This is a genomic window from Caulifigura coniformis, from assembly GCF_007745175.1.
Classification (GTDB): Bacteria; Planctomycetota; Planctomycetia; order Planctomycetales; family Planctomycetaceae; genus Caulifigura; species Caulifigura coniformis.
The window spans coordinates 5,367,897-5,389,466 of the sequence record NZ_CP036271.1; the positions used below are offsets into that span (position 1 = coordinate 5,367,897).

Consider the following 21,570-nt stretch of genomic DNA (forward strand, 5'->3'; position numbering starts at 1 on the left):
ACGTCCGTCAGCGGTCTCTCAACACAACGTACGTGGCCAGCGCCTCGAGACCGCGGCTCATGAGGCCGGCCTCCCGCAGGGCGGAAACGGCGTCGTCCGTCAGGGCCTCGGCCCGTCGCTGGCTCTCTTCGACTCCGAGCAGCCCGGGGTATGTCAGCTTGTTTCGGCCGGCGTCCTTTTGGACTCCCTTGCCCAGCATCTCCGGTGTGCTGGTCAGGTCGAGCAGGTCGTCCGCAATCTGGAAGGCCAGGCCGATGTCGTCCCCATAGCGGGTCAGGGCGGCGAGGCGGCTGTCGTCGGCGCCGGCAATTCGCCCCCCCATTCGCAGCGCGGCGCCGATCAGACGCCCCGTCTTGCGGCGATGGATCGATTCCAGGTGATCCACACTGGTAATCCCGCCCGTCTCGGCCTCGAGGTCGGCCTGCTGTCCTCCCACCATCCCCTCGGCGCCCGAGCCGGAGGCCAGTTCGCGAATGCACGCCACCACACGATCGGGCGCGATGGAAAGCCCCGCGACGACTTCAAACGCCAGCGTCAGCAGGCCGTCGCCGGCGAGAATGGCCGTCGCTTCCCCGAATTTCACGTGATTCGTCGGCTGACCGCGACGGAGATCATCGTCATCCATCGCCGGGAGGTCGTCGTGAATCAGGGAGTAGGTGTGGATCAGTTCGATCGCCGCGGCGGCGGGGAGCGCCTGCTCCAGTTCGCCGCCACAGGCCTCGCAGGACAGCAGGACCAGTATCGGCCGCAGTCGTTTGCCGCCCGCGGCAACGCTGTACTGCATCGATTCCCGGAGGATTGCCGGGCAATGAGCGCTCAGCGCCAGCGTCCGCCCCAGCGCCGCTTCGACCGACGCGCGCAATGGGGGGAGATGTTCTTCGAGGAGCCAGCGGATCTCAGCGGCAGCATTGCTCATCACTCTTCCCACAAGAGGCGGCAAGCTAGCGTTTCAGTCGCCCGCTGGCGAGTGCGAGGCAGATCGCCGCGGGCGGCCGCATTCTGAAGGGAGATGGCCAGTCGCCAGCCTCGCTGTCGATCAGGCTTTTTCCGCAGCCGGAAGCGCGTTGCCCAGCCCGGCCGCGGAAACTCCGTGCGAGTTGCGGTACGCTCCCGGGGTCACCCCGACTTCGCGCTTGAACGCGGCACAGAAATACTCGACGTGGTCAAATCCGGTTTGCGCCGCGATGACCGACAGCGGCAGCGACGTGCTCAGAAGCAAAGTCTTCACCCGCCCGATCCGCACACGTGTAATCTCGTCATGCGGCGTCCGCCGGAGCGCGTCCACGAATCGGATATCGAGGGTCCTGCGGGATACGTCGAGTTCCCGGGCCAGGTCTTCCACCGACAGGCGCATCCCCGCCTTCTCGCGAATCAACGTCACCGCCCGGGCTACCAGCTGGTCTTCGAAGGCCAGCACGTCGCTCGAGCCGCGGCATTCGACCCGCTCGGGGAAGATTTCGATTCCCTCCCAAGAGTCTCCCCGGCCTCGCGACAGCATCCGATCGAGCAGCTGGCCCGCCAGGTAACCGCCGCGAAAGGTATTCGGCACAACGCTCGACAGGCGCGGCTCGCACAGTTCGCAGATGAGCTCGTCATTGTCGGCGCCGACAACCGCCACCTGCTCGGGAACAGCAATGGAAGCACTCCGGCAGGCGTCAAGCAGTTGCTGCCCCCGGAGGTCGTCGCCCGTCAGCACTCCGACCGGTTTCGGAAGAGAAGCGACCCACGCCCGCAGTTCGCGGTCGGCGCGGGACCACGAATAGTTCCTGGCGAGGGGTGTCGAAGGCTGGAAGGTGGCCGATTCCAGCCCCAGCTCGTTCGCGTAGTCCCTGAATTCCGTCTCCCGGTAATGCGACCACTGGAACCGGTGGTCGCCATAGAATGCGAACCGCGTAAAGCCTCGTTCGATCAGGTGGTCGATTCCCAGACGCACCAGACGACGGTCGTTGATCGACACCCACGACCCGAACTTGAAGTTCCGTCCTCCGCTGACGTCCACGACCGGAACCTCGTACGTGCTCAGCCGCCGGCCCAGGGCCGGATCGAAGACCCGCGCGATGATTCCGTCCACGCGCTGCTTGGGAAAGGGCGCCAGAGGGTCGAAACCGGGCTCATTCTCCGGCAGCAGAAGCGACCACGAGTCGTGCTCCCGAACGTAGGCGACAATGCCACGCAACAATTCCCGGGCGTAGCCGTTCGAATACTCGATCAGCAGCGCAATTCTCGGTCGGCGGGATCTCGCTCGCGAAGCCCTCTCGAGCATGGCTGACTTCGGTTTTCCGGGGTGCACGGAGACGCCGGCCAGGTGCAGCCTGGACCTTCAGCAACGCAATCACGCGGAGTATGCCATTCAGGATGGGCGAGAATCCACAAATCGGCAAGAGGACATGCTCGTGAATGTTGGGCCGCGGCCGGTCAGCCTCGCTCCTTGCCCCACGCGATCGCCAGTTGCACAAGCACCTTGACCGCCTTCTCCATCTCGTCGAGGCTTGCCCATTCGAGCGGAGAATGAGGATTGTGCTGACCGCAGGACAGGTTGGGGCAGGGGAGCCCGGCTTCAGTCATCAGCGCGCCGTCTGTCCCTCCGCGAATGATGTCCATAATCGGCTCGAGGCCCGCCGCCTTGACGGCCTCGACGGCCTTGGGAATGGCGCGCGGCTCTTTCTCCATCCCGTCCCGCATGTTGCGGTATTGCTTGCGTGTTGCCACTTCAATGGTCGCCCTCGGATACTTCCGCCGGAGCGGGTCGGCGATTCCTTCCAGCAGCGCCGCGTAGTCCGCCAGCTTCGGCGTATCGAAGTCACGCAGGATCAACCGCAGAGACGCCCTGGCCACCCCCCCCTCGATGACGTAGGGATGAATGAAACCCTCCCGCCCGTCCGTGGTCTCCGGCGAGAGATGGTCGACCGGAAGCTGCGCCACGAACTCCGACAGGATCCGGATCGCATTGACCATCGCCCCCTTTCCGACTGAAGGATGCGTGTTGATGCCGGTGACCGTGACCGTCGCGCCGTCTGCGGAGAATGTCTCTCCATCAATCCGCGCGCTGCCGCCCGAGTCGAGCGTGTAGCCGCACACCCCGCCGAGTTTCTGGAAATCGAGTCCCTTGATCCCCCGCCCGATCTCCTCATCGACGGTGAACAGCACCCGCACAGGGCCATGGGGAATCGTACGGTCGGCCATCAGTTCTTCGGCCGCGGCCATGATGACAGCGATTCCGGCCTTATCGTCGCCGCCGAGGAGCGTGGTTCCGTCGGTGGTGATCACTGTCGTTCCGACGAGCGAGGCGAGTTCGGGGTTCTCTTTCACGCGGATGACGCGGCTCCGGTCGCCCGGGAGCACGATGTCGGCGCCGTCGTAGTTCCAGTGCAGCACCGGTTTGACGTTCGTTCCGGAGAACTCGGGTGAAGTATCGACGTGCGAGTTCCACACGATCATCGGCGCGTCATGAGCAACCGTCTTCGGAATCGTCGCCATCACGATCCCGTTGTCCGCGATGCAAACGTCTTCGAGGCCAAGGGACTTGCATTCTTCGGCCAGCAGCCGGCAGAGATCGAGCTGCTTGAGCGTGCTCGGCGACGTTTCGCTCGATTCATCGGACTGGGTATCGATGCGGACGTATCGCAGGAAGCGTTCAAGGAGCGTGGGCACGGGCGGTAAATCCTGTCGTTGACGCCGCAGCGGGCGAAACCAATGGCGCGTGTTGTCGCGAGCCACAGGATAGCCCCGCCCGGCGCGGGATACAGGTTGACGCTCCCCCGAAAAGCAAAAGCACTCGGGCCGCTTTTGGAACGGCCCGAGTGCCTGTGGAATTGAGCAAGTGGTTCCACCAACGACTGCTTACGCGGCCTTGGCAGCCTTCTTTCCTTTCCCCTTTTTCTTTGGAGCGGCCGGGGCCTTTGTCGAGTCGTCACGCTTCTCCGGAATCGGAGCGTTGACCGATTCCCGCCACGCCACGAGTCGGGCATGCAGGTCCTTCACCATGTCCGGCTTCTCTTTTGCAAGATCCTTCTCCTGCCCCGCGTCCTTGACGACGTCGTACAGTTCGAGCCGACCATCTTCGAAGAACTCGATCAGCTTGTAGTCGCCATGCCGGATCGCGCTCGCCGGAGTCGTCCGCCAGCTGTTTCCCGCCGCGCCCAGGTATCCCGGGAAATGCCAGAACAGGTCTTCGCGGCCCAGTGGCTTCTCGCCGCCCGACTTCAGACTCGCGACAAGGCTGACGCCATCCAGCGGCTGGTTGTCGGGCGCCACGCCGCCGCTCAATTCAAGCAGCGTCGGATGCAGGTCGACGCTCAGGATTGGCTGCGTTGAGGCCGAGCCCGGCTTGATCGTGTCGGTCCACCGGACGACCCAGGGCACCCGCACGCCCCCCTCGTACAGCATTCCCTTTCCGCCCCGCAGCGGAGCATTGTCCGTGATCTCGCCCTTGCCCGTATTCTTGAACACCCCGGCCCTGGAATAGCCGCCGACACCGCCGTTATCGCTCGAGAAGATGATCAGCGTGTTCTTTCCAAGGCCCAGTTCATCGATCTTCGCGACCACGCGGCCGACGCTTTCATCGACGCTGGCAATCATCGCCGCATAGGTTGGATCGTGGTGGCCTCCGACCGCCGCCTTGTCTTTGAATCGGGCGATGATGTCTTCCTTGGCCTGGTATGGAGAATGCACTCCGTAGTGCGGCAGGTAGAGGAAGAACGGCTTCGTCCTGTTCCGTTCGATGAAGTCGACCGCCTTGTCCGTGAGAAAGTCCGCAAGGTAGGCCCCTTCGGGCACGTCGACTTTCGGACTCGTGTTGAAATTGAAATGCTTGCCTGCGCTGACGATTGCTTCGTCGAAGCCCTGTTGTGACGGGTGGTAGCCGTCGCGCTGTCCGAGATGCCATTTTCCGAACATGGCCGTCGCGTAGCCCGCCTTCTTCATCGATTCCGCGACCGTCGTTTTCGCGAGATCCAGGTCCACCACGTTGGGAACCGGAACGAGAGGCCGCGAGGTGGTGTCGAACCGGTCCGTGCTGCCGACGGTGTAGATGCCTGTCCGCGGGCCATACTGGCCCGTCATCAGCGCCGCCCGCGTCGGCTGACAGTTTGGCCCGCAGGTGTACCCATGGGTGTATCGCAGGCCTTGCGCGGCGAGGCGATCGATATTCGGCGTCTCGTAGTACTTGCTCCCGAAGCAGGCGACGTCGGTATATCCAAGGTCGTCTGCGAGGATGAACACGACATTCGGGCGCGGGGGATCAGCGGCCAGGGCCGGACCGGCCAGCAGCAGAAACGCGAGTACGGCGAAGCGAACGGACATCGCGGCTCTCCAGGTGGTGGAAGTACGGGGATCAACGGGCGTTCCGGCAGTCGAAGCCGCCCCGTTGCACGATAACACTCGCCTGGAATGACAGCGACGCTGCCGGTTAGCGGGATTGGGCCGGCCGCTCGATCGCACTCGACCGGAAACAACCGCCTGCCGCTTCAGTTTGCACGTTTCCCGGTTTACGATGGCAGAGAGACGTCCGGCTGAGTTCCGGACGAACGCTGCGGTCACAAGCGGGCCGCGGCAGAAGACTCGTGAAGGTAGCCGGTAACCCCGTCGGAGAGGTCCGTGGGGGACGGACACACGGAACGTCTCGGGCCTCAAGCCTGAGGACCGCTGTTCTTGCGGCGCCATCCGTATCACCCACAACTGAGGAGACTGATTCATGACTCGCACCCGCCTTTCCGCAGCTCTGGCCCTGGCGCTGTTCGCAGCTGGCTGCCCCGCTGAAACCCCGCCTCCTGCTCCGGCCCCGACCACTCCGGAGACCCCGCCCGCCGAAAACCTCGGCGCCCCCGAAGCGGGATCGGCCGCCAAGGGCGCTCCGGTGACCCCGCCCGCTGCAGCTCCGGCTGACGCCCCGGCGACCCCGCCGGCCGCTCCCCCGGCTGACGCCCCGGCGACCCCGCCCGCCGCTCCCCCGGCTGACGCCCCGGCGACCCCGCCCGCCACTCCGCCGGCTGCCGACGCCGCCGCTCCGGCGACCCCGCCCTCGAACTGAGCGACCTCCGCGACCGTTCGATGACGACGCAATGAAAAAGGCCCGCCAGGTCAACCGGCGGGCCTTCTGTTTTGAACGGGCCGTTGTGAACGGGACAGTCGCGGTCAGCGCGCCGAGGCGGTCTTTCTCGACACCAGCAGGTTCTGGTACTCGTGGATCGCGACCCACTTGACGTCTCTCGCGTCCCGCCGCGTGTTCCACTGGTCGATGAACTGGCGGTCGATCGACTGCAGCTCCCACCCGTAGCGGTGCTCGGCCCGCAGGTGCAGTTCGCGCTCATCGAGTCGCCCGGTCAGGTCGACGGTCACCGGCAGCCTCCGGACTTTCCGAAGAGCGTTATTCACTTCCAGACGCGAGTCGGGATACAGCGACTTCGGGTGCAACACGAAATTGAGCCGCGCTGCCCAGTCCGCGTAGTCGAGATACTTCTCCCACGCGGCATCCTTCGGGGCCGAGGCCGTCGTGATGTCATACGTAAGCGAGTCCCCGACCAGCTTGATGCTGTCGGCTCGGGCATGCTCTTTGAACTTCGGCGAGAACTGGGCCCGCAGCGCGGCGGCCAGGCGGCGCGAAGACGCGTCGGCCTGTGTCTCGCCCAGCACGCGTTCCGCTTCGCTCCGCGACTTGCTCAGAAACTGCTGGATCTCAGCGAACGTCACCGTCGTACCGATGTAGTCCGGGCCGAGAATCGTGAACTTGTTTTCGAGCGGCTCGAAGATCACGACTTCGCCCACATTTTCCATGTAGTCGTAGACACGCCCCGCGTGGAACAGCGTCAGGCTCTCCGCGAGAACGGGAGGATTCGCCCGCTTGTCGGTCAGGTTCCGGACCGTCGTATAGACGCGGAGATCCTGGGCCGTCGCCACTCCCGCGATCCAGGCCGAGAGAACGACCACCAGCCCGAAGGGGCTCAGGCACGCAATCGCCTGCGAGAAGAAACGAGTCAACAAGGGACGAACCGTCAGAAGGGTTTTCGAGGAAGGCGCGTGGTGAACCCATCGCGCGGAGGGAGTTCGACCGTACCCATCTCCTTCTCGAACCGGCAAGACGCTTCTCACCGGCGGCCGTCTCAAAGCGCCGGGACCGGCAAGTCTGACCGGAGAACGCCGCGCAGCAGCGCGGCGACGTCAGCGAAGGGAACTGACCTGCAGGCAGGCGGGCAGAATGGGGTCACCCGCGCTTCAGACTCGTCCTGGCAATAAAAAAGCCCGGGCAATCCTGGCTCGGGCTTCACATCACAGTCGTCACACCGATCTCGGCCGCCGGTCCACGCGGCGAGTCTCCTGACAGGACGGCGTGGCGTCCCGCAGGGGCCGTCGAATCAGCTCAACTTCTTCTCGCTGTCCTTGCGGCGCATCTCGTCAAGAATCACGGGATGCCATTCGGTGTCCCGTTCCTGCTGATGCGGCTGATAATTTCGACGTGCCCACGTTCGAAGCCGCATTTCTTCAACTGGGTCGATTTCTGCTTCGCGCGAAAGCATTGCTGAAGCGACCATTGCCGTCTCCTGAAAACCAGACTCGGGCGGACCTCGTATCGCGACGGGGAGTCGCGGTGTGACACCGTTGATTGACAAAGAGCAGGCTGCCTCGAGAGGCAGGACTTCCACATTGGAAATCGTAGGCTTGAGTCAGAGGTTTCTCAAGCATGCGCCATGCCGCGGCGCAGCGGTCTCCTGCAGGGTGTGTATTGATCGGCTGCCAGCCGCCGTCGACTTGAATTCCAGCTCTCCGCGCCGGATGCGGCCCTGCCGGAACCCGACCGGTGGAAATGACGTCGCAAATTCTGGCCACGGGCGCGGTTGCGACGGCTCAGCGGCCCCGTGGCCCCCTGAACCGCGTCTCGGCGAGCCACGGAATTCCCGACGCCGTCAGGCGCCCGCCGGCCGGCCCGCTCCACCTGGGAATCGACCGACCCTGATGTCAAAACTGCACTTCGGCCGGTCCGGCGATGTGCCGTTTGTCCAAAGGTCGGCGCCGCGACCGGCAGATTCTGCCGTACAGCCCGGCAACTTCGGCATCGCGGGCGGTCGTCCGAATTCGTCTTGCTTCAATTGCTTTCGGCGCGATACATCCCCCCGCCACATTCCCCTCACGCTGCTCTCCGGACGCCACGTCACGTCTCAGGCGCCGGTTGCGGTTCCACTGATCCTCGCCCCTCATGCCCCGCCTGCCCTGCAAATCGCGGCGAAGCCACTGGAAAACAGTGGCCACGGGTCTGGGGTTGGTGCTGAGTTTCTCCTCCCAGGTAATTGGGCAGGGTGGGGGATTTCCGCAGCCAAGGCGGATGCCCGATGCGGCCAGCCAGCCGATGGTGCTGTCGCTCGACGACTCTGACGATCCGAATGCTCCTGCGACGGCCGGCGATTTCCTGAGCCCGCCCGCAGCAGAGCGACTCCCCTCCGATGTGGAAGATCTCCCCGTCAGCCGGGAACTTCTCGACAAGCCTCTCGTCGCCATCGAGATCGAGGGGAACGTAACGATCCCCGAATACGCGATCGAACCGCATATCCGCTGCCGCCCCAAGCGGACGGCCTCCGTTCACCAGGTCGAAGAAGACGTCAACGCGCTCGCCCGCACGCGTCTGTTCTTCAATATCAATCCCGTCATCCGGATGACGGACGCCGGCCCGGTCCTCGTTTTCAAGGTCATCGAACGCCCGATCCTCAACTCGGTCGATTTCCTCGGGAACGAACACGTCAAGGACCGCGAACTCGAAGCCCATCTCGGACTGATGAAGGGGCACGCCTTCGACGTTGCGACCAACAAGGAATGCGTCGAACGCATCCGGTCGATCTACCGCGACAAGGGATACCGCCACGCCGAAGTCGTCCTCCAGAAAGGCGGCAACCCGACCGACCGCGACGTCGTCTTCGCCATCAAGGAAGGCGCCAAGAGCAAGGTCTGGGGCATCTCGTTCGAAGGCAACGAGGACTACAGCGACGCGATTCTCAAGGTGAGGCTCGAGACCAAGCGGGTCATCCTCTGGTGGCTCGGTGGCGACTACGATCCCTACAAAGTTGAATCCGATGCGTACACGGTAACGAAATACTACAACGACCTTGGTTACTTTGACGCGAAGGTCACTCCGGAGGTCCGCGAGGAAGAAGAAAAAGGGAAGGTCTACATCGTCTTCAAGGTGCACGAAGGCGTGCGCTACCAGGTGCGGAACATCGAAGTGCAGGGGAACGCCGTCGTTCCCCGCAACGCCCTGTTCGCGAAACAGCACCTGAAGCCCAGCGACATGTTCAATGCTCGATTCCTGAGAAAGGACGTCGAGCACATGAAGGGCAAGTACGACGAACTCGGACGACTCTTCGCGAAGGTTCAGCCCACGCCCCGGTTCCTCGAGCAGCCCGGGCATGTCGACATCGTCTACCAGATCGATGAAGACCAGCCCTACCGCATCGGCTCGATCAACGTCCACGTCCGCGGCGACCATCCCCATTCGCAGGAGTACGTCGTCCGCAACCAGGTGAACCCGTTCCTGAAGCCGGGCCGGCTCGCCAGCGGAGAAGACGTCCGACTCGCTCGCAACCGCCTTCAGGGAAGCGCGTTCTGGGACAAGGCCGAGCCGCCGAACATCGACGTCGTCAAGGCGAACGCCGAAATCTATCGCCCGCATCGCTCCATCGCGCTTGGCCAGAGCGTCGAAGACGAATCGCCTCTCGACGAGTTTCTCGCCGACTACGAACCATCTCCGTGGCTCGATTCCCGTCCGCGGACCGCGGCGTTCCCTCCCGAGACGACGGGGGGAAGCATCCGCATTGATGCCACTCCCGGCATCGCCCCCGCCGGACACACGCCCGCTGCCAATGCCGCGGCCGGGCACTCCGTCGCGCCGGCGAATCCCATGTCGTCCGTCGGTCGTCCGCAGCCCCAGGTCCCGCCGCAGTCGAGCGTCCCCCGCCGGCCCTCGGCGCAGTTCGCCAGCGTTCAACCCGCCTCGGCCGTTGGCCGCCAGCCCACCGGCGTTGAGCAGGCGGTCGCCCTCAGCACGACCGAAACGCGAACCGCGTTCCGGCGGCAGCAGGAAATCTACTCGATCGATCCCGAAGCCATCTTTTCGCTCGGCGACGAAGACCTCATGGTCGTCCGGGCCCAGTCGCCCCATGACGTCGCCCGCGGCCAGAGCATCGATCAGTACGGCCAGCAGGTTCCCCAGAACTATTTCGGCGGAGTTTCGCCGCAGGGCGATCCGTTCGGCGATTCCTTCAGCCGTCCGCCCGGCGAGCCCGGCTTCGTCGATGTGAACATCGACGTCACCGAAGGCCGTACCGGACGCCTGATGTTCGGCGTCGGCGTGAACAGCGACGCCGGTCTGATCGGCCAGTTCACCATCCAGGAAGACAACTTCGACATCCTCCGTCCGCCGCGCTCGTGGGCCGATATCGTCAACGGCCAGGCGTTCCGTGGTCGTGGCCAGAGCTTCCGCCTCGAAGCGATGCCGGGCAACCAGGTCAGCCGGTATCTCGCCAGCTGGCAGGATCCGTTCTTCATGCAGACGGACTACAGCCTCGGCGTCAGCGGCTTCTACTACAACCGTTTCTACAACGAGTGGACGGAAGACCGGCTCGGTGGACGCATCAGCGTCGGCCGGCTGCTTTCCCGCTACTGGTCGTTCAATACGGCGCTGCGGCTTGAAAACGTCGACATCCGTGATTTCAACCTCCCCGCGCCGCAGGACCTCATCGACGTCAAGGGAGACAACTTCCTGTCGACTGCCGAAGTGAAACTCGCGCACGACAGCCGCGACTCGGCCTTCATGCCGACGTATGGTCACCTGTGGGATGTTTCGTACGAGCAGGGATTCGGCGAGTTCATCTATCCCCGGCTCGAGACGTCGTTCAGCCAGTATTTCACGACCTACGAACGGCCTGACGGTTTCGGAAAGCACATCCTGTCGTTCCGCACGCAACTCGGCTGGACCGGCGACAACACTCCGATCTTCGAACGCTACTACGCCGGCGGTTACTCGTCGTTCCGCGGCTTTGCCTTCCGCGGCGTCACGCCCCGCGACACCGGCGACCGCGTCGGTGGCAACTTCATGTCGCTCAGCAGCCTGGAGTACATGCTGCCCATCACGGCGGATGACAATATCCGCGTGGTCGGGTTCACCGACTTCGGAACCGTCGAAGAGAACGTGACGCTGAAGCACTTCCGCCTGTCGGTCGGCTTCGGCTTCCGCCTCACCATCCCGGCCATGGGCCCGGCGCCCATCGCCCTCGACTTCGCCGTGCCGCTCATGGACGAAGAAGAAGACAACCGCCGCCTCTTCAGCTTCTACGTCGGCTTCACGAACTGACAGCCGCGACTCGCTGCGGCCACCGCTTGCGCTTGCCATCGTTGATCGGGCAAGTGAGACTGATGAGGAAGCTGGAAGTCTGCTGACCTCCAGGGGCGTGCTGCGACTTCTTCACTGGGCAAGATTCACTGGGCGAGGGCCGCTGATGTCGATGCCAATTGCAGGGTTTGTGCTTGATTGGGATCCGTTTCTTCGACTTGCCGAGCAAGACTCCCCCGAGATTCACGCCGCGATCTTCGAAGAAAAGAAGTTGCCGTGCATTCATGGAATCGCGACGGGCGAAGTCGATTTCGAGTATTCGGCCGACACGGACTTCTGGCTGAGCGAGGAGTTCGAAACGATCACTCAGAAACTCGCGCCCGAGGATCAGAGGACGCTTGGCAGATTTCTTGCCGCCTTCTCGATGTACGAATGGTCAACGGACTACCCGCCGCCGCGAAGTTCCGATGTGCAAAGACCATCCTGGACCTGGGCCTACTTTTGCTGGAGTCCGGAGACGGTGTCACAGTTGCACGAAATCGCGGCGCCGCTCGATTGGGAACAGCTGACGAAGCAACTCACGGAGGACAGCGAAGACCTGGGGGCGACTTGCGTGTATGAAATCGCAAGCTACTGGCGAAGAGGCTGTGAGCAGGCGGTCAAAAACGGCCAGGGCATCATGCTCGTAGTTTACTGCTGATCGACAAACGTTGAACCTCCATCGCCCGGAAGCAATCCGGGTGATGGAAGTTGAAGACTTACCGCGAGTCAGCAATCCCCGGAAGAATCACGACTTCGGCGGAGCCTTGGCGTTCCGCCGGCGCGGAGCATCCAGGTAGCGATAGCCCGAGTTCGGATTGTCCTGGTCGAAGGCGAAGGCATCGCGGTTCTTGAGGAAGTGCTTCACGTACGCGATCGGGATTGCGAAGTTGAGTCCTTCGCCGCCGAGCAGCTTCATGTTGGTCACGCCGATCACCTGCCCGCGATTGTCGAACAGCGGCCCGCCGCTGTTGCCCGGATTGATCTGCGTCGTCGTCTGGATATAGACGATCCCTTCGAAATCGCGGTTCTTCGTGCTGACGATTCCCTGCGAAACCGAACGTTCCAGTCCGAGCGGATTGCCGATCGCGAACACTTCGTCCCCTTCGCGGATCGGGGCCGACTCATCCGACAGGAACACCGTCGTGAACTTGAAGTCCTTCTGTTCCGGGATCTGCAGCAGCGCCAGGTCGAAGAACGGATTCAGCGCGATGATCTTCACATCCTCGATCTTGCGGCGTTCAAAATCGCCGGTCTTGTTCTTGTGGAACAGGACGCAGGAAATGCGGGTTTCCTTCTCGACGACGTGATAGTTCGTCACGCAGTAACCGCGGTCGTTGATGATGAAACCGCTCCCGAGCCCTCCCGGCGTCTGGACGAGCACCACCCCCTCGCCAAACTGCTCGGCCAGCTCCTTGACGGTCTTCACCGGCAGCTTCGCTGTGCTGAACACGTCGTTCTTCTCGATCTGCGTCGGCTCACGCTCGGCCGCCGAATCGTGACGGGAAAGAATCCGGTCCAGCGGAATTCGAACCACGTCAACGCCGACGTCGACATACACCTCGCGGTCGGTCTCCTTGAGCACCTGCCCTTCGATTTTCTGGCCGGACTTCAGCTCGACAACCTCCGCACGGGCAGACGTTGTGAACGCCAGGACGGCGAGGGCTGACAGGGAACGGAACGCGATGTTCATGGTGTGTGTGATTCTCGAGAGAGCGTTCTTCAGGAGGCGGACGCGGCCCCCGGCACGCTGTTCAATTCGATCCCGTGCGGAAGATCATGTGGCACTCGTTGCACGTGTTGTTGATCTTCCCGATCGCCGCGGAATACGCGTCAAAATTCTCGCTGCCGGCCGCGTCGATCGCCGCCTTCTGGTCCGCCAGCATCGTCTGCACATACCCCGCATAGCGCGGGTCGTCGGCCTGATCGTAACTGGGGTCGGCCATCACGGTCATCATGAGATTCATGATCGCCAGGTCCCCCAGCACCTTGTCTTTCTCTTCCTTCAGGCGCGCGGCTGTGTTCACGTTCGATTTGACCGCCTCGTACTTGGCGTTCAGCTTCGCCATCAGCGCCGCCCGGTCCGCCACTTCCGCCAGCGGAACGTCGTCCTTCGCCGTTCCCGTCGGCGATTCCCCATCCAGCAGGCGTTTCACATCTTCAAACGGCGTCTTCGTGGCGTTGAAAGGCTTGCTGCCGCTTCCTTCCGCCTTCACCGAGATCTGATAGCCCAGGTCGCGAATGAAATTGGCCTTGTCCTTCCAGTTCACCTCACCCGGATGCTTCGCGACGACAGATCCGATGGCGGCGAGGAGTGCCCCATCCTGCCCGATAACGGCCGTGTTCTTGTTGAAGTCCCCCACCTTCAGCAGGTTCTTCTCGAGCCGGACACGGATCTGTTTGACCTCGTCGACGATGGCCGCCATCGGAGCAAGCTGCTGCCAGTCGACAGCCCCCCCGCCGGTCGACGGAGTCGCAGCGGGCATCGGTGCGGGAGCAGCAGCAGGGGCCGCGGAGGAGGGAGTCGCAGAGGTCGAAACCGCCGCGATGACCGTCGAATCGGCAGCCACGGTCAGCGGCTGGTCATAGAAGACGTCGTAGGGAATGTTCCCGATCCACTTCGTCTCGGGATGGGCCGGGTCGACCGCGGCGGTTGCCGTCGCAGGAGCGGCCGCCGGAGTGGCGGATTGACTCGCCGGCGCCGCGGGAGCTGTGGCAGCCGGTTCGGATTTCTGACATCCCTCGAGCGCCGACAGGGGCGCGAGCAACATCAACGGTGCAACGAATCTCCGCATCGGCGCTCCGGTGGATTCATCCGGGACAGTTCAGTGTCCCCGGATTATCGGAGTGAAGGCGTGAGGGTGCAACCGGGAGAACCACGCTCAGGACTGCCGTGTGGAATCGATCGGCGTGCGAACGGGGGCCTTCAATTGTTCCCACGGGATCGGTTTGAGATGGCTGATCTGCCATCGCACCAACTCGGCAACCAGCTGGCTGGCCAGGTAAACGGTGCAGACTAAGGCCACGATGAATCCCAGATAGGCGTACGGGGTCAGGCGGAACGCGTACCCGATGGCCGAAAGCCCCAAACCCCCGATCAGTGTGAGCCCAATGGTCAGCAGTCTCAGCAGCTTGACCTGGAATTCCGTCATCGCACGTTCGCCCGTTGGGTGATCAAGAACAGCCAGTCATCTTAGAAACATCGTAACCCGAAAAGACTCACGAAGGTGCTGCGAATTTCCCGCGAGCTCCTTCGTGAGCCTGATCCCACTCAATTTGTCGACGGCGCAGCGAGCTTTGCCCGGTTGTCGAGGCTGGCCGGGCCGGTGCCATTGGCCATGAAGAACAGCATGGTTCCGAACAGCCCCGTGTTTTTCAGGAACTGGATCATCTGTTGCTGCTGGTCCTGGCCGGTGAAGTTCCAGAAATCGTGGAAATAGTAGGTCGCGGCCACGAGGAAGATGGCAAGCAGGCCGGCGCCGAAGCGGGCCTTGAAGCCGGTGATCACGGACAGGCTGCCGACAATCAGGAACACGATCGCCCCGGCCAGGAGGATCTGAGGTGCGGGAACGCCTTCTCCTTCCATGTATTTCACGACGCCGGAGTAGTTCGGGATTTTGTTGCCGACGGCGCTCATCAGGAAGATGGCGGTGATCATCAGGCGGGCGACGACGGTCAGGGCTGCGTTCATGGATTTGTCTCGTTTTAAATGGTGAGTCAAAAAAGAAGCCCGGCCTCTCTGGAGAAGCCGGGCTTCGCGGGTTACGCAAGGTCGAACAGCATCACTTCGGCGTCCGTGGTCGCTTCGATCGTCAGCGAAGTTTCGTTGGCGATGGCGGCGCCGTCGCTCGTCTCGAGCGGCTGGCCGTTCAGCGTCACGCTTCCACGCAGGACCTGCAGCCACGCGTACCGGCCGGCCGCGACCGGCCGGGTCACGGACTGACCCTGGTCGATCGTGGCGAGGTACACGCGGGCGTCGGTATGGATCAGCAGCGAACCCTCGGCCTGGTCGCGCGAGGCGACAAGCCGCAGTTCGTTGTGCCGTCCTTCGTCCGGGAATCGCTTCTGCTCGTAGCTGGGCGTGATGCCGTCTTTTTCCGGCAGTAGCCAGATCTGATACAGGTGGACGGGTTCATCCTTCGAGGGGTTGAACTCGCTGTGGGTGATTCCCGTTCCGGCCGACATCCGCTGGAATTCGCCGGGGCGCAGCACTTCGCCGTTGCCCATGGAGTCCCTGTGCTCGAGAGCTCCCTCGAGGACGTAGGTGACGATTTCCATGTTGTCGTGCGGGTGGGTGCCGAACCCCTTGCCAGGGGACACGAAGTCCTCGTTCATGACGCGCAGGGCACGGAACTGCATGTGCTGCGGGTCGTAGTACGAGCCGAACGAAAACGTGTGGTTTGCGTTGAGCCAGCCGTGGTTCTTGTGTCCGCGGGCCTGGGCAGGGCGTCTGGTGATCATCGTCATTCTCCAGAGAGGCGAATGTGGATGACATGTGTTTAGTTTACATGTCATGTATGTGTTCAAAATAGACTACTCGTCCAGTTCCGTATTCTTACGGGCTTTTTCCAGCAGCCGGCTCAATTCCCTCAGTTCGCTCTTCGTCAGGTGCCCCAGAAGCCTCTCGTTCAGCTTGAGAACCGGCTCGTCCATGGTCGCCAGGAGTTCCAGCGCCTTGCGCGTCGGCTCGACGAAAATCACCCGCCGGTCATCCGTGCTCCGTCGGCGAACGATCAGTTCCTGCTTCTCCAGGCGATCAAGCAATCCCGTCATCGCAGGGACCACCTGCAGCATGCGTTCGGTGATTTCCGCACACGGCATCGGACGCCCTTCGCCGCGCAGGATCCGCAGGACATTGTACTGCGAGCTGGTCAGTCCGTACTCGCGGAACAGTCGTCCGAAGCGGTTCTGGAACTGGTCGCTCGTACGAACGATGTTCAGGTTGGCCTCCTCTTCGGCCGAGTCGAACGGTCGTTTCTTGCGAAGTTCGTGCTGGAGCTGGCTGGGTGACATTCCGGATTCCAGGGAAGGCTAAGAGATAGTTTACGTGTCACTAATTGTTGTGTCCATGAATTGGCGGCGGATTTCCTGGAGCCCCGCCGCGGCCGCTTGAAATCACGACTGCCCCGGTCGTAGAAACCGGATATGCGACTGTCACGTAAATCCGATTACGCTCTCCGGGCCCTCGTCACGCTCGCCGAACAGCCCGGGCGAACCATCTCCATTCGCGAACTCGCCGAAGTCAACGACGTCCCCCGACGGTTCCTCGAGCACATCATGCTCGAAATGAAATCCAAAGGAATCGTCCGCAGCATCCCCGGACGCATCGGCGGCTTCGAACTCGCCATGCCCCCCGAGCAGGTCACCATGGGGCGGATCGTGAGGCTGTTCGACGAAATGCTGGCCCCGATTCCGTGCGTCTCCGGCACCCACTACGAGCCCTGCACCCAGGAAAACCGCTGCCGGTTCCGACGAGTGCTCCTCGATATCCGCAACTACACTGCCCGCCGCATGGAGGAGGCCAGCCTCGCGACGTTGATCGCGATGCAGCCCGTGGCGAAGAAGGAAGTGTTCGGGGAGTACCTGGAAGGGGCGGGGATCTGAACTCGCTGCCCCAGCAGCGGGATTTAAGCCCGCCGCTCCACAACGGATCGCCAAGCGGCAGCATCTTCACCATCCAGACGCAGCGTCAGGCACTTGGCACTGCCGCCCGCCTTGATGAATTCATCGAGCGGCGTGGCGTGAGCAGTGTAACCAACCCCCTTGAGCTTCGTTTCCAGATCAGGACACCCGGAGTTCAGTGCGACGTGCTGCCCGACGACAACGGCGTTGCAGGCAAAACGCGCCGCCTCGTTGTCAGTCACTTCGATTAACTTCGGCACACACGCGGTGATCGCCTTTTGGCCGTATTCATCGAAGGCCGGCGGATACCAGATGGCCGTCGAAGCATTCAGCGGACAAAAACACGTGTCGAGGTGGTAGTACCGCGTGTTGACGAGCTGCACAGGCAGAACCGCGCAGCCAAGCTGGCCGCCGAGCCATTGATGGACGGTCGCGTCGCTGCGGACGAGATAACCCGCCACGAGCGTTTCGCCGACGAACAACGCGTCACCCGCCCCTTCAAAGTCGCCGGGCGTGACTTCCTTCGCAGAGAAACCGTTCGCCTGAAACCACGCCGCATCGATCGGCGTCTCACGCTGGCGTTCGGGATAGCGGAAGCGTGAGAGATAGACCGTGTCGCGAAACACGAGGCCGGCGTTGGCGGTGAACACAAGGTCCGGCAATCCGGGAACTGGCTCGAGCAGTTTGATGTCGGCGCCCAGCGACTCAAGGAGCGATTTCAGGCCCTGCCACTGCTGCCTCGCGAACTCGGCATCGCTCTTGTGGCTGCGGCTCATCCACGGATTGATCTCGTACTCGATCCCGTAGTGATCGGGCGGGCACATGAGGATCGTGGGAGAAGTGAGCGAGCGCATGAGGGACTGGCAGGCGGGGGCCTGCCCTAGGATTTCTTGAGTTCGTCGACAAGGACCCGGAGGAAAGGCTCGGCGTCGGTGACAACCCCCACCGTCTGAAACGTTCCCCGGTCCGCCAGCTTCGTGACCGTCGCCGGGTTGATGTCGACGCAGACCACCTTCACCCGGGCTGGCAGCAGGTTGCCGACTGCAATCGAGTGCAGCGTCGTGGCGATCATCAGGCAGAACGTCACTCCCTGGCAGAGCTCCCTCATCTTCGCCTGGGCGGCGAGGGAATCGGTGATCACGTCCGGCAGCGGACCGTCATCGCGGATGCTGCCGGCCAGCACGTAGGGAATGTCCTTCTTCACGCACTGGTACATGATGCCCGCTTTCAGCACCCCCTCGTCGACCGCATTCCTGATGCTCCCCAGCCGCCGGATGCGATTGATCGAACGGAGATGATGTTCGTGGCCTTCCTCAGTGCCGCCACCGTGGCTCATCGAGATGCCCAGGCTCGTGCCGTAGAACGTCTGCTCGATGTCATGCGTCGCCAGCGCGTTACCGGCGAACAGCACGTGGACATAGTCCTGCTCAATCATCCATGAAAACAGATCGCGGCTGCCGGTGTGGACCACGGCCGGGCCGGCGACGACGAGGATCCGGCCGTTGCCGTCGCGGGCAGCCTTCATCGCGGCCGCAATCTCGCGGACGGTGACATTCTTCGGTTTCTCACTCGAAACCGTGCTGTTCATGAATCCGAAGGCTTCGTGCTGTTCGCGTCCGCGCTCGGTCGGATGGACTCTCGTCCCCTGCCGGCCAATGACGACGAGTTCGCCCCGTTTCACGTCCGCCATCGGCACGCAGCGGGCCGATCTGTGATCGGGAGCCACGACGACCCCGCAGTCCATTTCCTGCTGATCGACCTGGATCCACTGGCCGTCGATGCGGACTTCCGACTCTTCGTTGGTCGAGCAATAGAAGCCTTCCGGGAAGGCGCCATTCATGTCGCTCGCTTCCAGGCGGCAATCCGACGGATGGACCGGCACCCCGCCGTGGTGTCCGACGGCTTTCAGGACCTCTTCCAGCTTGCCGGCGGAGGGAGCGGAGATCGTCAGGCGGGCGTAGCTCGGGTCTTTGCGGCTGTGCCCGATCCGCACGTCATGGATCTGGAACTCCCCTCCCAGGGAGATGATCTGGTCGAGGATCTTGGGAAGCAGCAGGCTGTCGATGATATGGCCCGAGACCTCAACCTCTTCGCTGTGCGGGTGCTGACTCATGGGATGTCCCTTCCGTGAAGTCCGAGCGACGAATTACTCTCCACGTCTCCGGAATGACTCCGGCTTCGACCTCTGCCAGATATCGCTGAATGCTGCCAATTGGACTGATCGGTGCCGGTGCGGAGTGGGACGCCGTCTGGTGTCCCGCCTTCAGCCTCGTGTCGCGCCTGGTGGTCAAATCATTTTATGACCCGATCGGCGTTCGCGGCGAGAGGGTCGCGGAATCGCATGACTGGCCCGGCGCCTCGGGAGTCCGGCAGCTGCTGATGCCCCCCCGACTCAAGGGAGTCGTTGTCCTCGATGCCGGCTGGCTGGGGAACTGGGTCGTCCAGCAGGCGGATCAACAGCGGATTCCCGTGCTCGTTTCTCCACGAGAGTCTTCAGTTGAGCTGCTCGGGCAGGCGTTCCACAACGCGACGGGCGAAACACTGATTCAGCCCGAGCTTCGGCGACGCTATACGCCCGCGACGATGCGGGTCCGGGAACTGACTGCGACACGTCTCGGGGCCATCCGGTCGCTGTCCATCGAATTACCTTCAGCCAGTCCTTTGACCGTTTCCCAATGGGCCGAGGCGATCGACTGGTGCCGCTTCGTCGTACAGTCGGGCGTGATTCGCAGCGAGTTTTTCCCCGAGCAACAGGTGCTCCGAGTAGCGTTCCGAAAGCAGTACGACGAGAAACCGGTCGAAGCGGCGCTCTCGTGGTCCAGAACTGAGGCGCCGCCCCTGTACCCAGCCGATTTTTCCGCAGAACTGATCTGCCAGAACGGGGTCGCCATCGTCACCGGCGGTCGGCGCGTGCGCTGGAAGGCGGAGGAAGACGAAGGGGACGAAGAACTCTCTGATGATCGGTCGAGCGCCATGGTGCAGCTCGACCTCTTCGCACGGCGTCTGGCCGGCGGCCTCGTGCCCGTCCCTTCGCTCGAAGATGTCGCAGTTGCGGTGAACGCCGCACGGACTGCGATCGGATAACCGGGGCGTTCCCGCCCGTCGCCTGCGGCTCGCCCTACATGATGCTGAAGTAGTTCTCGACAGCCTGGTCGAGCGCCTCTTCCGTCACGACCCGGGGGAGTTCGTGCAGGGTGCAGCGATTCTCCATCTGCCGCAGCAGGTCGCGCGGATGGCAGAACCTCAGGGACCTGCCGATGGGGCGGTAATACTTCGCCAGCAGGTATTCGAGAGCAGCGGGGCTGCACTCAAATCTCAGCTTCGCGGCGCTCTCCAGGAAGAGCTTGTTGAACTCGACTTCGGTCGGATCCTTGACCTCAATTTTGTACGGGATACGGCGAAGGAAGGCCTCTTCGACGAGGTCCTTCGGCTCCATATTGGTTGAGAACACCACCAGCTGGTCGAAGGGCGTCTGGATGGTGCGGCCGCTTTCGAGGTGCAGGAAGTCATGCCGCTGTTCCAGCGGCACGATCCAGCGGTTCAGCAGTTCATCAACCGGCATCCGCTGGCGGCCGAAGTCGTCGATCAGCAGCATCCCGCAGTTCGCCTTCAGCTGCAGCGGCGCTTCGCCGATCCCCGTGTTGCGGATGTAGTTGACCTCAAGGTTCTCCATGCGGAGTTCACCGCCGGCGATCACCGTCGGCCGACGGATGCAGACCCAGCGCGCGTCGTACGTTTCGTTCACGACCGAGTCGTCGAGCCGGATTGCCTCATGCCGGTTGGGATCGAACAGGCGGATGATTTCTCCCTGCGCCGTCAGCGCCCGCGGGATCCAGATGTTGTCGCCGTACGACTTCGTGATCCGTTCGGCGATGCTCGTCTTGCCGTTGCCCGCGTTACCGAAGAGGAACATGCCGCGGCCGGAGTGGATCGCCTGTCCGATATTGCTGAGCAGCCGCTCCGGGATTTCGAGGTCGAAGAACGCCTTGCGGATCGAATCCAGCGAAGGCCGCTGGCGGGCAATCGATTGCGCGGCGACGCTGGCGGCATACTGCTGCAGCGGAACCGGCGCGGTTCCGAAGTACGTGCAGGCCTGGGAGAGTTCGCGGCCGCGCTCGCGGCCAAGATCGGTCAGTTCATAGACGTAATCGCCCGCGTTGACGGTCGATTTGTAGGCAACCAGCCGGTCCGCCTTCATCTGCCGCAGCACTGGCTCGATCACCGCGAGCCTGAGCCCCAGTTGCTCGGACAGCCGGAACCCCGCCTCCATCGAGCGGTGGAACAGCTTCTTCAGAATCAGCGAACTGATTTCGGATTCCAGCAGACCCGCCTCGGCCAGCGATTTCGGAGGCTTCGGGATGAAGCCCATCGCTTCTCGGACGATCGGCTTCGGCGGACCGGGTTGAGACATCCGCGGAGCCGCCGCCGCCTGTCCGGGCGCGGGTGTTCCGGGGGGCTTCGACGAAACGCCCAGCAGGGCGGAGTCGGTGACTGATGCGTTCTTCACCAGTCGCATCAGGATGGAATCGGCGCTGGCCGGAGTCGGAGTCATGGATTTGGGCACAAAGGGAACGAGCCGTGTCGCCAACCCCAAACTC

At 63.0% G+C, this 21,570-nt stretch carries 20 protein-coding genes; 5 read left to right on the forward strand and 15 right to left on the reverse strand.

What is annotated here, in order from left to right:
- Positions 1-7: 7 nt before the first annotated feature.
- The 4 genes from Pan44_RS21565 to Pan44_RS21580 all read right to left on the reverse strand — a co-directional run bounded on the left by Pan44_RS21565 (position 8) and on the right by Pan44_RS21580 (position 5,301).
- Entirely contained in the window at positions 8-916 is a 909-nt protein-coding gene (locus Pan44_RS21565) for a polyprenyl synthetase family protein (RefSeq protein WP_145033780.1), read from the reverse strand.
- Positions 917-1,036: 120 nt separating this feature from the next.
- On the reverse strand, positions 1,037-2,263 hold the full coding sequence (locus Pan44_RS21570) for an AraC family transcriptional regulator (protein ID WP_145033783.1): 1,227 nt from the start codon (positions 2,261-2,263) through the stop codon (positions 1,037-1,039).
- Between the two features lie 152 nt (positions 2,264-2,415).
- On the reverse strand, positions 2,416-3,651 hold the full coding sequence (pepT, locus tag Pan44_RS21575) for a peptidase T (RefSeq protein ID WP_145033786.1): 1,236 nt from the start codon (positions 3,649-3,651) through the stop codon (positions 2,416-2,418).
- A 189-nt stretch (positions 3,652-3,840) separates the two neighbouring features.
- Complete coding sequence (locus tag Pan44_RS21580) at positions 3,841-5,301, reverse strand: sulfatase (protein WP_145033789.1); 1,461 nt, start codon at positions 5,299-5,301, stop codon at positions 3,841-3,843.
- A 391-nt stretch (positions 5,302-5,692) separates the two neighbouring features.
- On the opposite strand from Pan44_RS21580, the gene Pan44_RS21585 reads away from it, so the two are divergent.
- Positions 5,693-6,028: a hypothetical protein gene (locus Pan44_RS21585; protein WP_145033793.1), complete on the forward strand. Its 336-nt coding sequence runs from the start codon at positions 5,693-5,695 to the stop codon at positions 6,026-6,028.
- Between the two features lie 104 nt (positions 6,029-6,132).
- On the opposite strand, the gene Pan44_RS21590 is transcribed toward Pan44_RS21585, so the two are convergent.
- Both Pan44_RS21590 and Pan44_RS27540 read right to left on the reverse strand, forming a co-directional pair.
- A complete protein-coding gene (locus tag Pan44_RS21590) occupies positions 6,133-6,978 on the reverse strand; it encodes a hypothetical protein (protein ID WP_145033796.1) in 846 nt (281 codons plus the stop codon).
- Positions 6,979-7,349: 371 nt separating this feature from the next.
- Entirely contained in the window at positions 7,350-7,526 is a 177-nt protein-coding gene (locus tag Pan44_RS27540) for a hypothetical protein (protein ID WP_197453545.1), read from the reverse strand.
- 788 nt (positions 7,527-8,314) lie between these two features.
- On the opposite strand from Pan44_RS27540, the gene Pan44_RS21595 reads away from it, so the two are divergent.
- Complete coding sequence (locus tag Pan44_RS21595) at positions 8,315-11,332, forward strand: BamA/TamA family outer membrane protein (RefSeq protein ID WP_197453546.1); 3,018 nt, start codon at positions 8,315-8,317, stop codon at positions 11,330-11,332.
- A gap of 145 nt (positions 11,333-11,477) precedes the next feature.
- Complete coding sequence (locus Pan44_RS21600) at positions 11,478-12,011, forward strand: hypothetical protein (RefSeq protein ID WP_145033801.1); 534 nt, start codon at positions 11,478-11,480, stop codon at positions 12,009-12,011.
- Positions 12,012-12,098: 87 nt separating this feature from the next.
- Here Pan44_RS21600 and Pan44_RS21605 read toward each other — a convergent pair whose 3' ends face one another.
- From Pan44_RS21605 to Pan44_RS21630, 6 genes are all read right to left on the reverse strand, one after another.
- Positions 12,099-13,043 carry a S1C family serine protease gene (locus tag Pan44_RS21605; protein WP_145033804.1) on the reverse strand — a complete coding sequence of 315 codons (945 nt, stop codon included), beginning with the start codon at positions 13,041-13,043 and terminating at the stop codon, positions 12,099-12,101.
- A 61-nt stretch (positions 13,044-13,104) separates the two neighbouring features.
- Positions 13,105-14,121, reverse strand: coding sequence for a hypothetical protein (locus Pan44_RS21610; RefSeq protein ID WP_145033807.1), 1,017 nt, complete (start codon positions 14,119-14,121; stop codon positions 13,105-13,107).
- Positions 14,122-14,232: 111 nt separating this feature from the next.
- Positions 14,233-14,502, reverse strand: coding sequence for a hypothetical protein (locus Pan44_RS21615; RefSeq protein WP_145033810.1), 270 nt, complete (start codon positions 14,500-14,502; stop codon positions 14,233-14,235).
- A 119-nt stretch (positions 14,503-14,621) separates the two neighbouring features.
- Positions 14,622-15,041: a DoxX family protein gene (locus Pan44_RS21620; protein WP_145033813.1), complete on the reverse strand. Its 420-nt coding sequence runs from the start codon at positions 15,039-15,041 to the stop codon at positions 14,622-14,624.
- Between the two features lie 71 nt (positions 15,042-15,112).
- A complete protein-coding gene (locus Pan44_RS21625; RefSeq protein ID WP_145033816.1) occupies positions 15,113-15,811 on the reverse strand; it encodes a pirin family protein in 699 nt (232 codons plus the stop codon).
- A 72-nt stretch (positions 15,812-15,883) separates the two neighbouring features.
- A complete protein-coding gene (locus Pan44_RS21630; RefSeq protein WP_145033820.1) occupies positions 15,884-16,363 on the reverse strand; it encodes a MarR family winged helix-turn-helix transcriptional regulator in 480 nt (159 codons plus the stop codon).
- A gap of 132 nt (positions 16,364-16,495) precedes the next feature.
- Between Pan44_RS21630 and Pan44_RS21635 the strand changes: the two genes are divergently transcribed.
- Positions 16,496-16,954, forward strand: coding sequence for an RrF2 family transcriptional regulator (locus Pan44_RS21635; RefSeq protein ID WP_145033824.1), 459 nt, complete (start codon positions 16,496-16,498; stop codon positions 16,952-16,954).
- A 23-nt stretch (positions 16,955-16,977) separates the two neighbouring features.
- Here Pan44_RS21635 and Pan44_RS21640 read toward each other — a convergent pair whose 3' ends face one another.
- Together Pan44_RS21640 and Pan44_RS21645 are read right to left on the reverse strand one after the other, a co-directional pair.
- Complete coding sequence (locus Pan44_RS21640; RefSeq protein ID WP_145033828.1) at positions 16,978-17,826, reverse strand: dimethylarginine dimethylaminohydrolase family protein; 849 nt, start codon at positions 17,824-17,826, stop codon at positions 16,978-16,980.
- 26 nt (positions 17,827-17,852) lie between these two features.
- Entirely contained in the window at positions 17,853-19,085 is a 1,233-nt protein-coding gene (locus tag Pan44_RS21645; RefSeq protein WP_145033831.1) for an ornithine cyclodeaminase, read from the reverse strand.
- A gap of 89 nt (positions 19,086-19,174) precedes the next feature.
- Between Pan44_RS21645 and Pan44_RS21650 the strand changes: the two genes are divergently transcribed.
- Positions 19,175-20,056, forward strand: a complete 882-nt coding sequence (locus tag Pan44_RS21650; RefSeq protein ID WP_145033834.1) for a Gfo/Idh/MocA family oxidoreductase — start codon at positions 19,175-19,177, stop codon at positions 20,054-20,056.
- 34 nt (positions 20,057-20,090) lie between these two features.
- Here the strand turns inward: Pan44_RS21650 and Pan44_RS21655 are convergent, their stop codons facing one another.
- Positions 20,091-21,524, reverse strand: a complete 1,434-nt coding sequence (locus Pan44_RS21655) for an AAA family ATPase (protein WP_197453547.1) — start codon at positions 21,522-21,524, stop codon at positions 20,091-20,093.
- Positions 21,525-21,570: the final 46 nt, after the last annotated feature.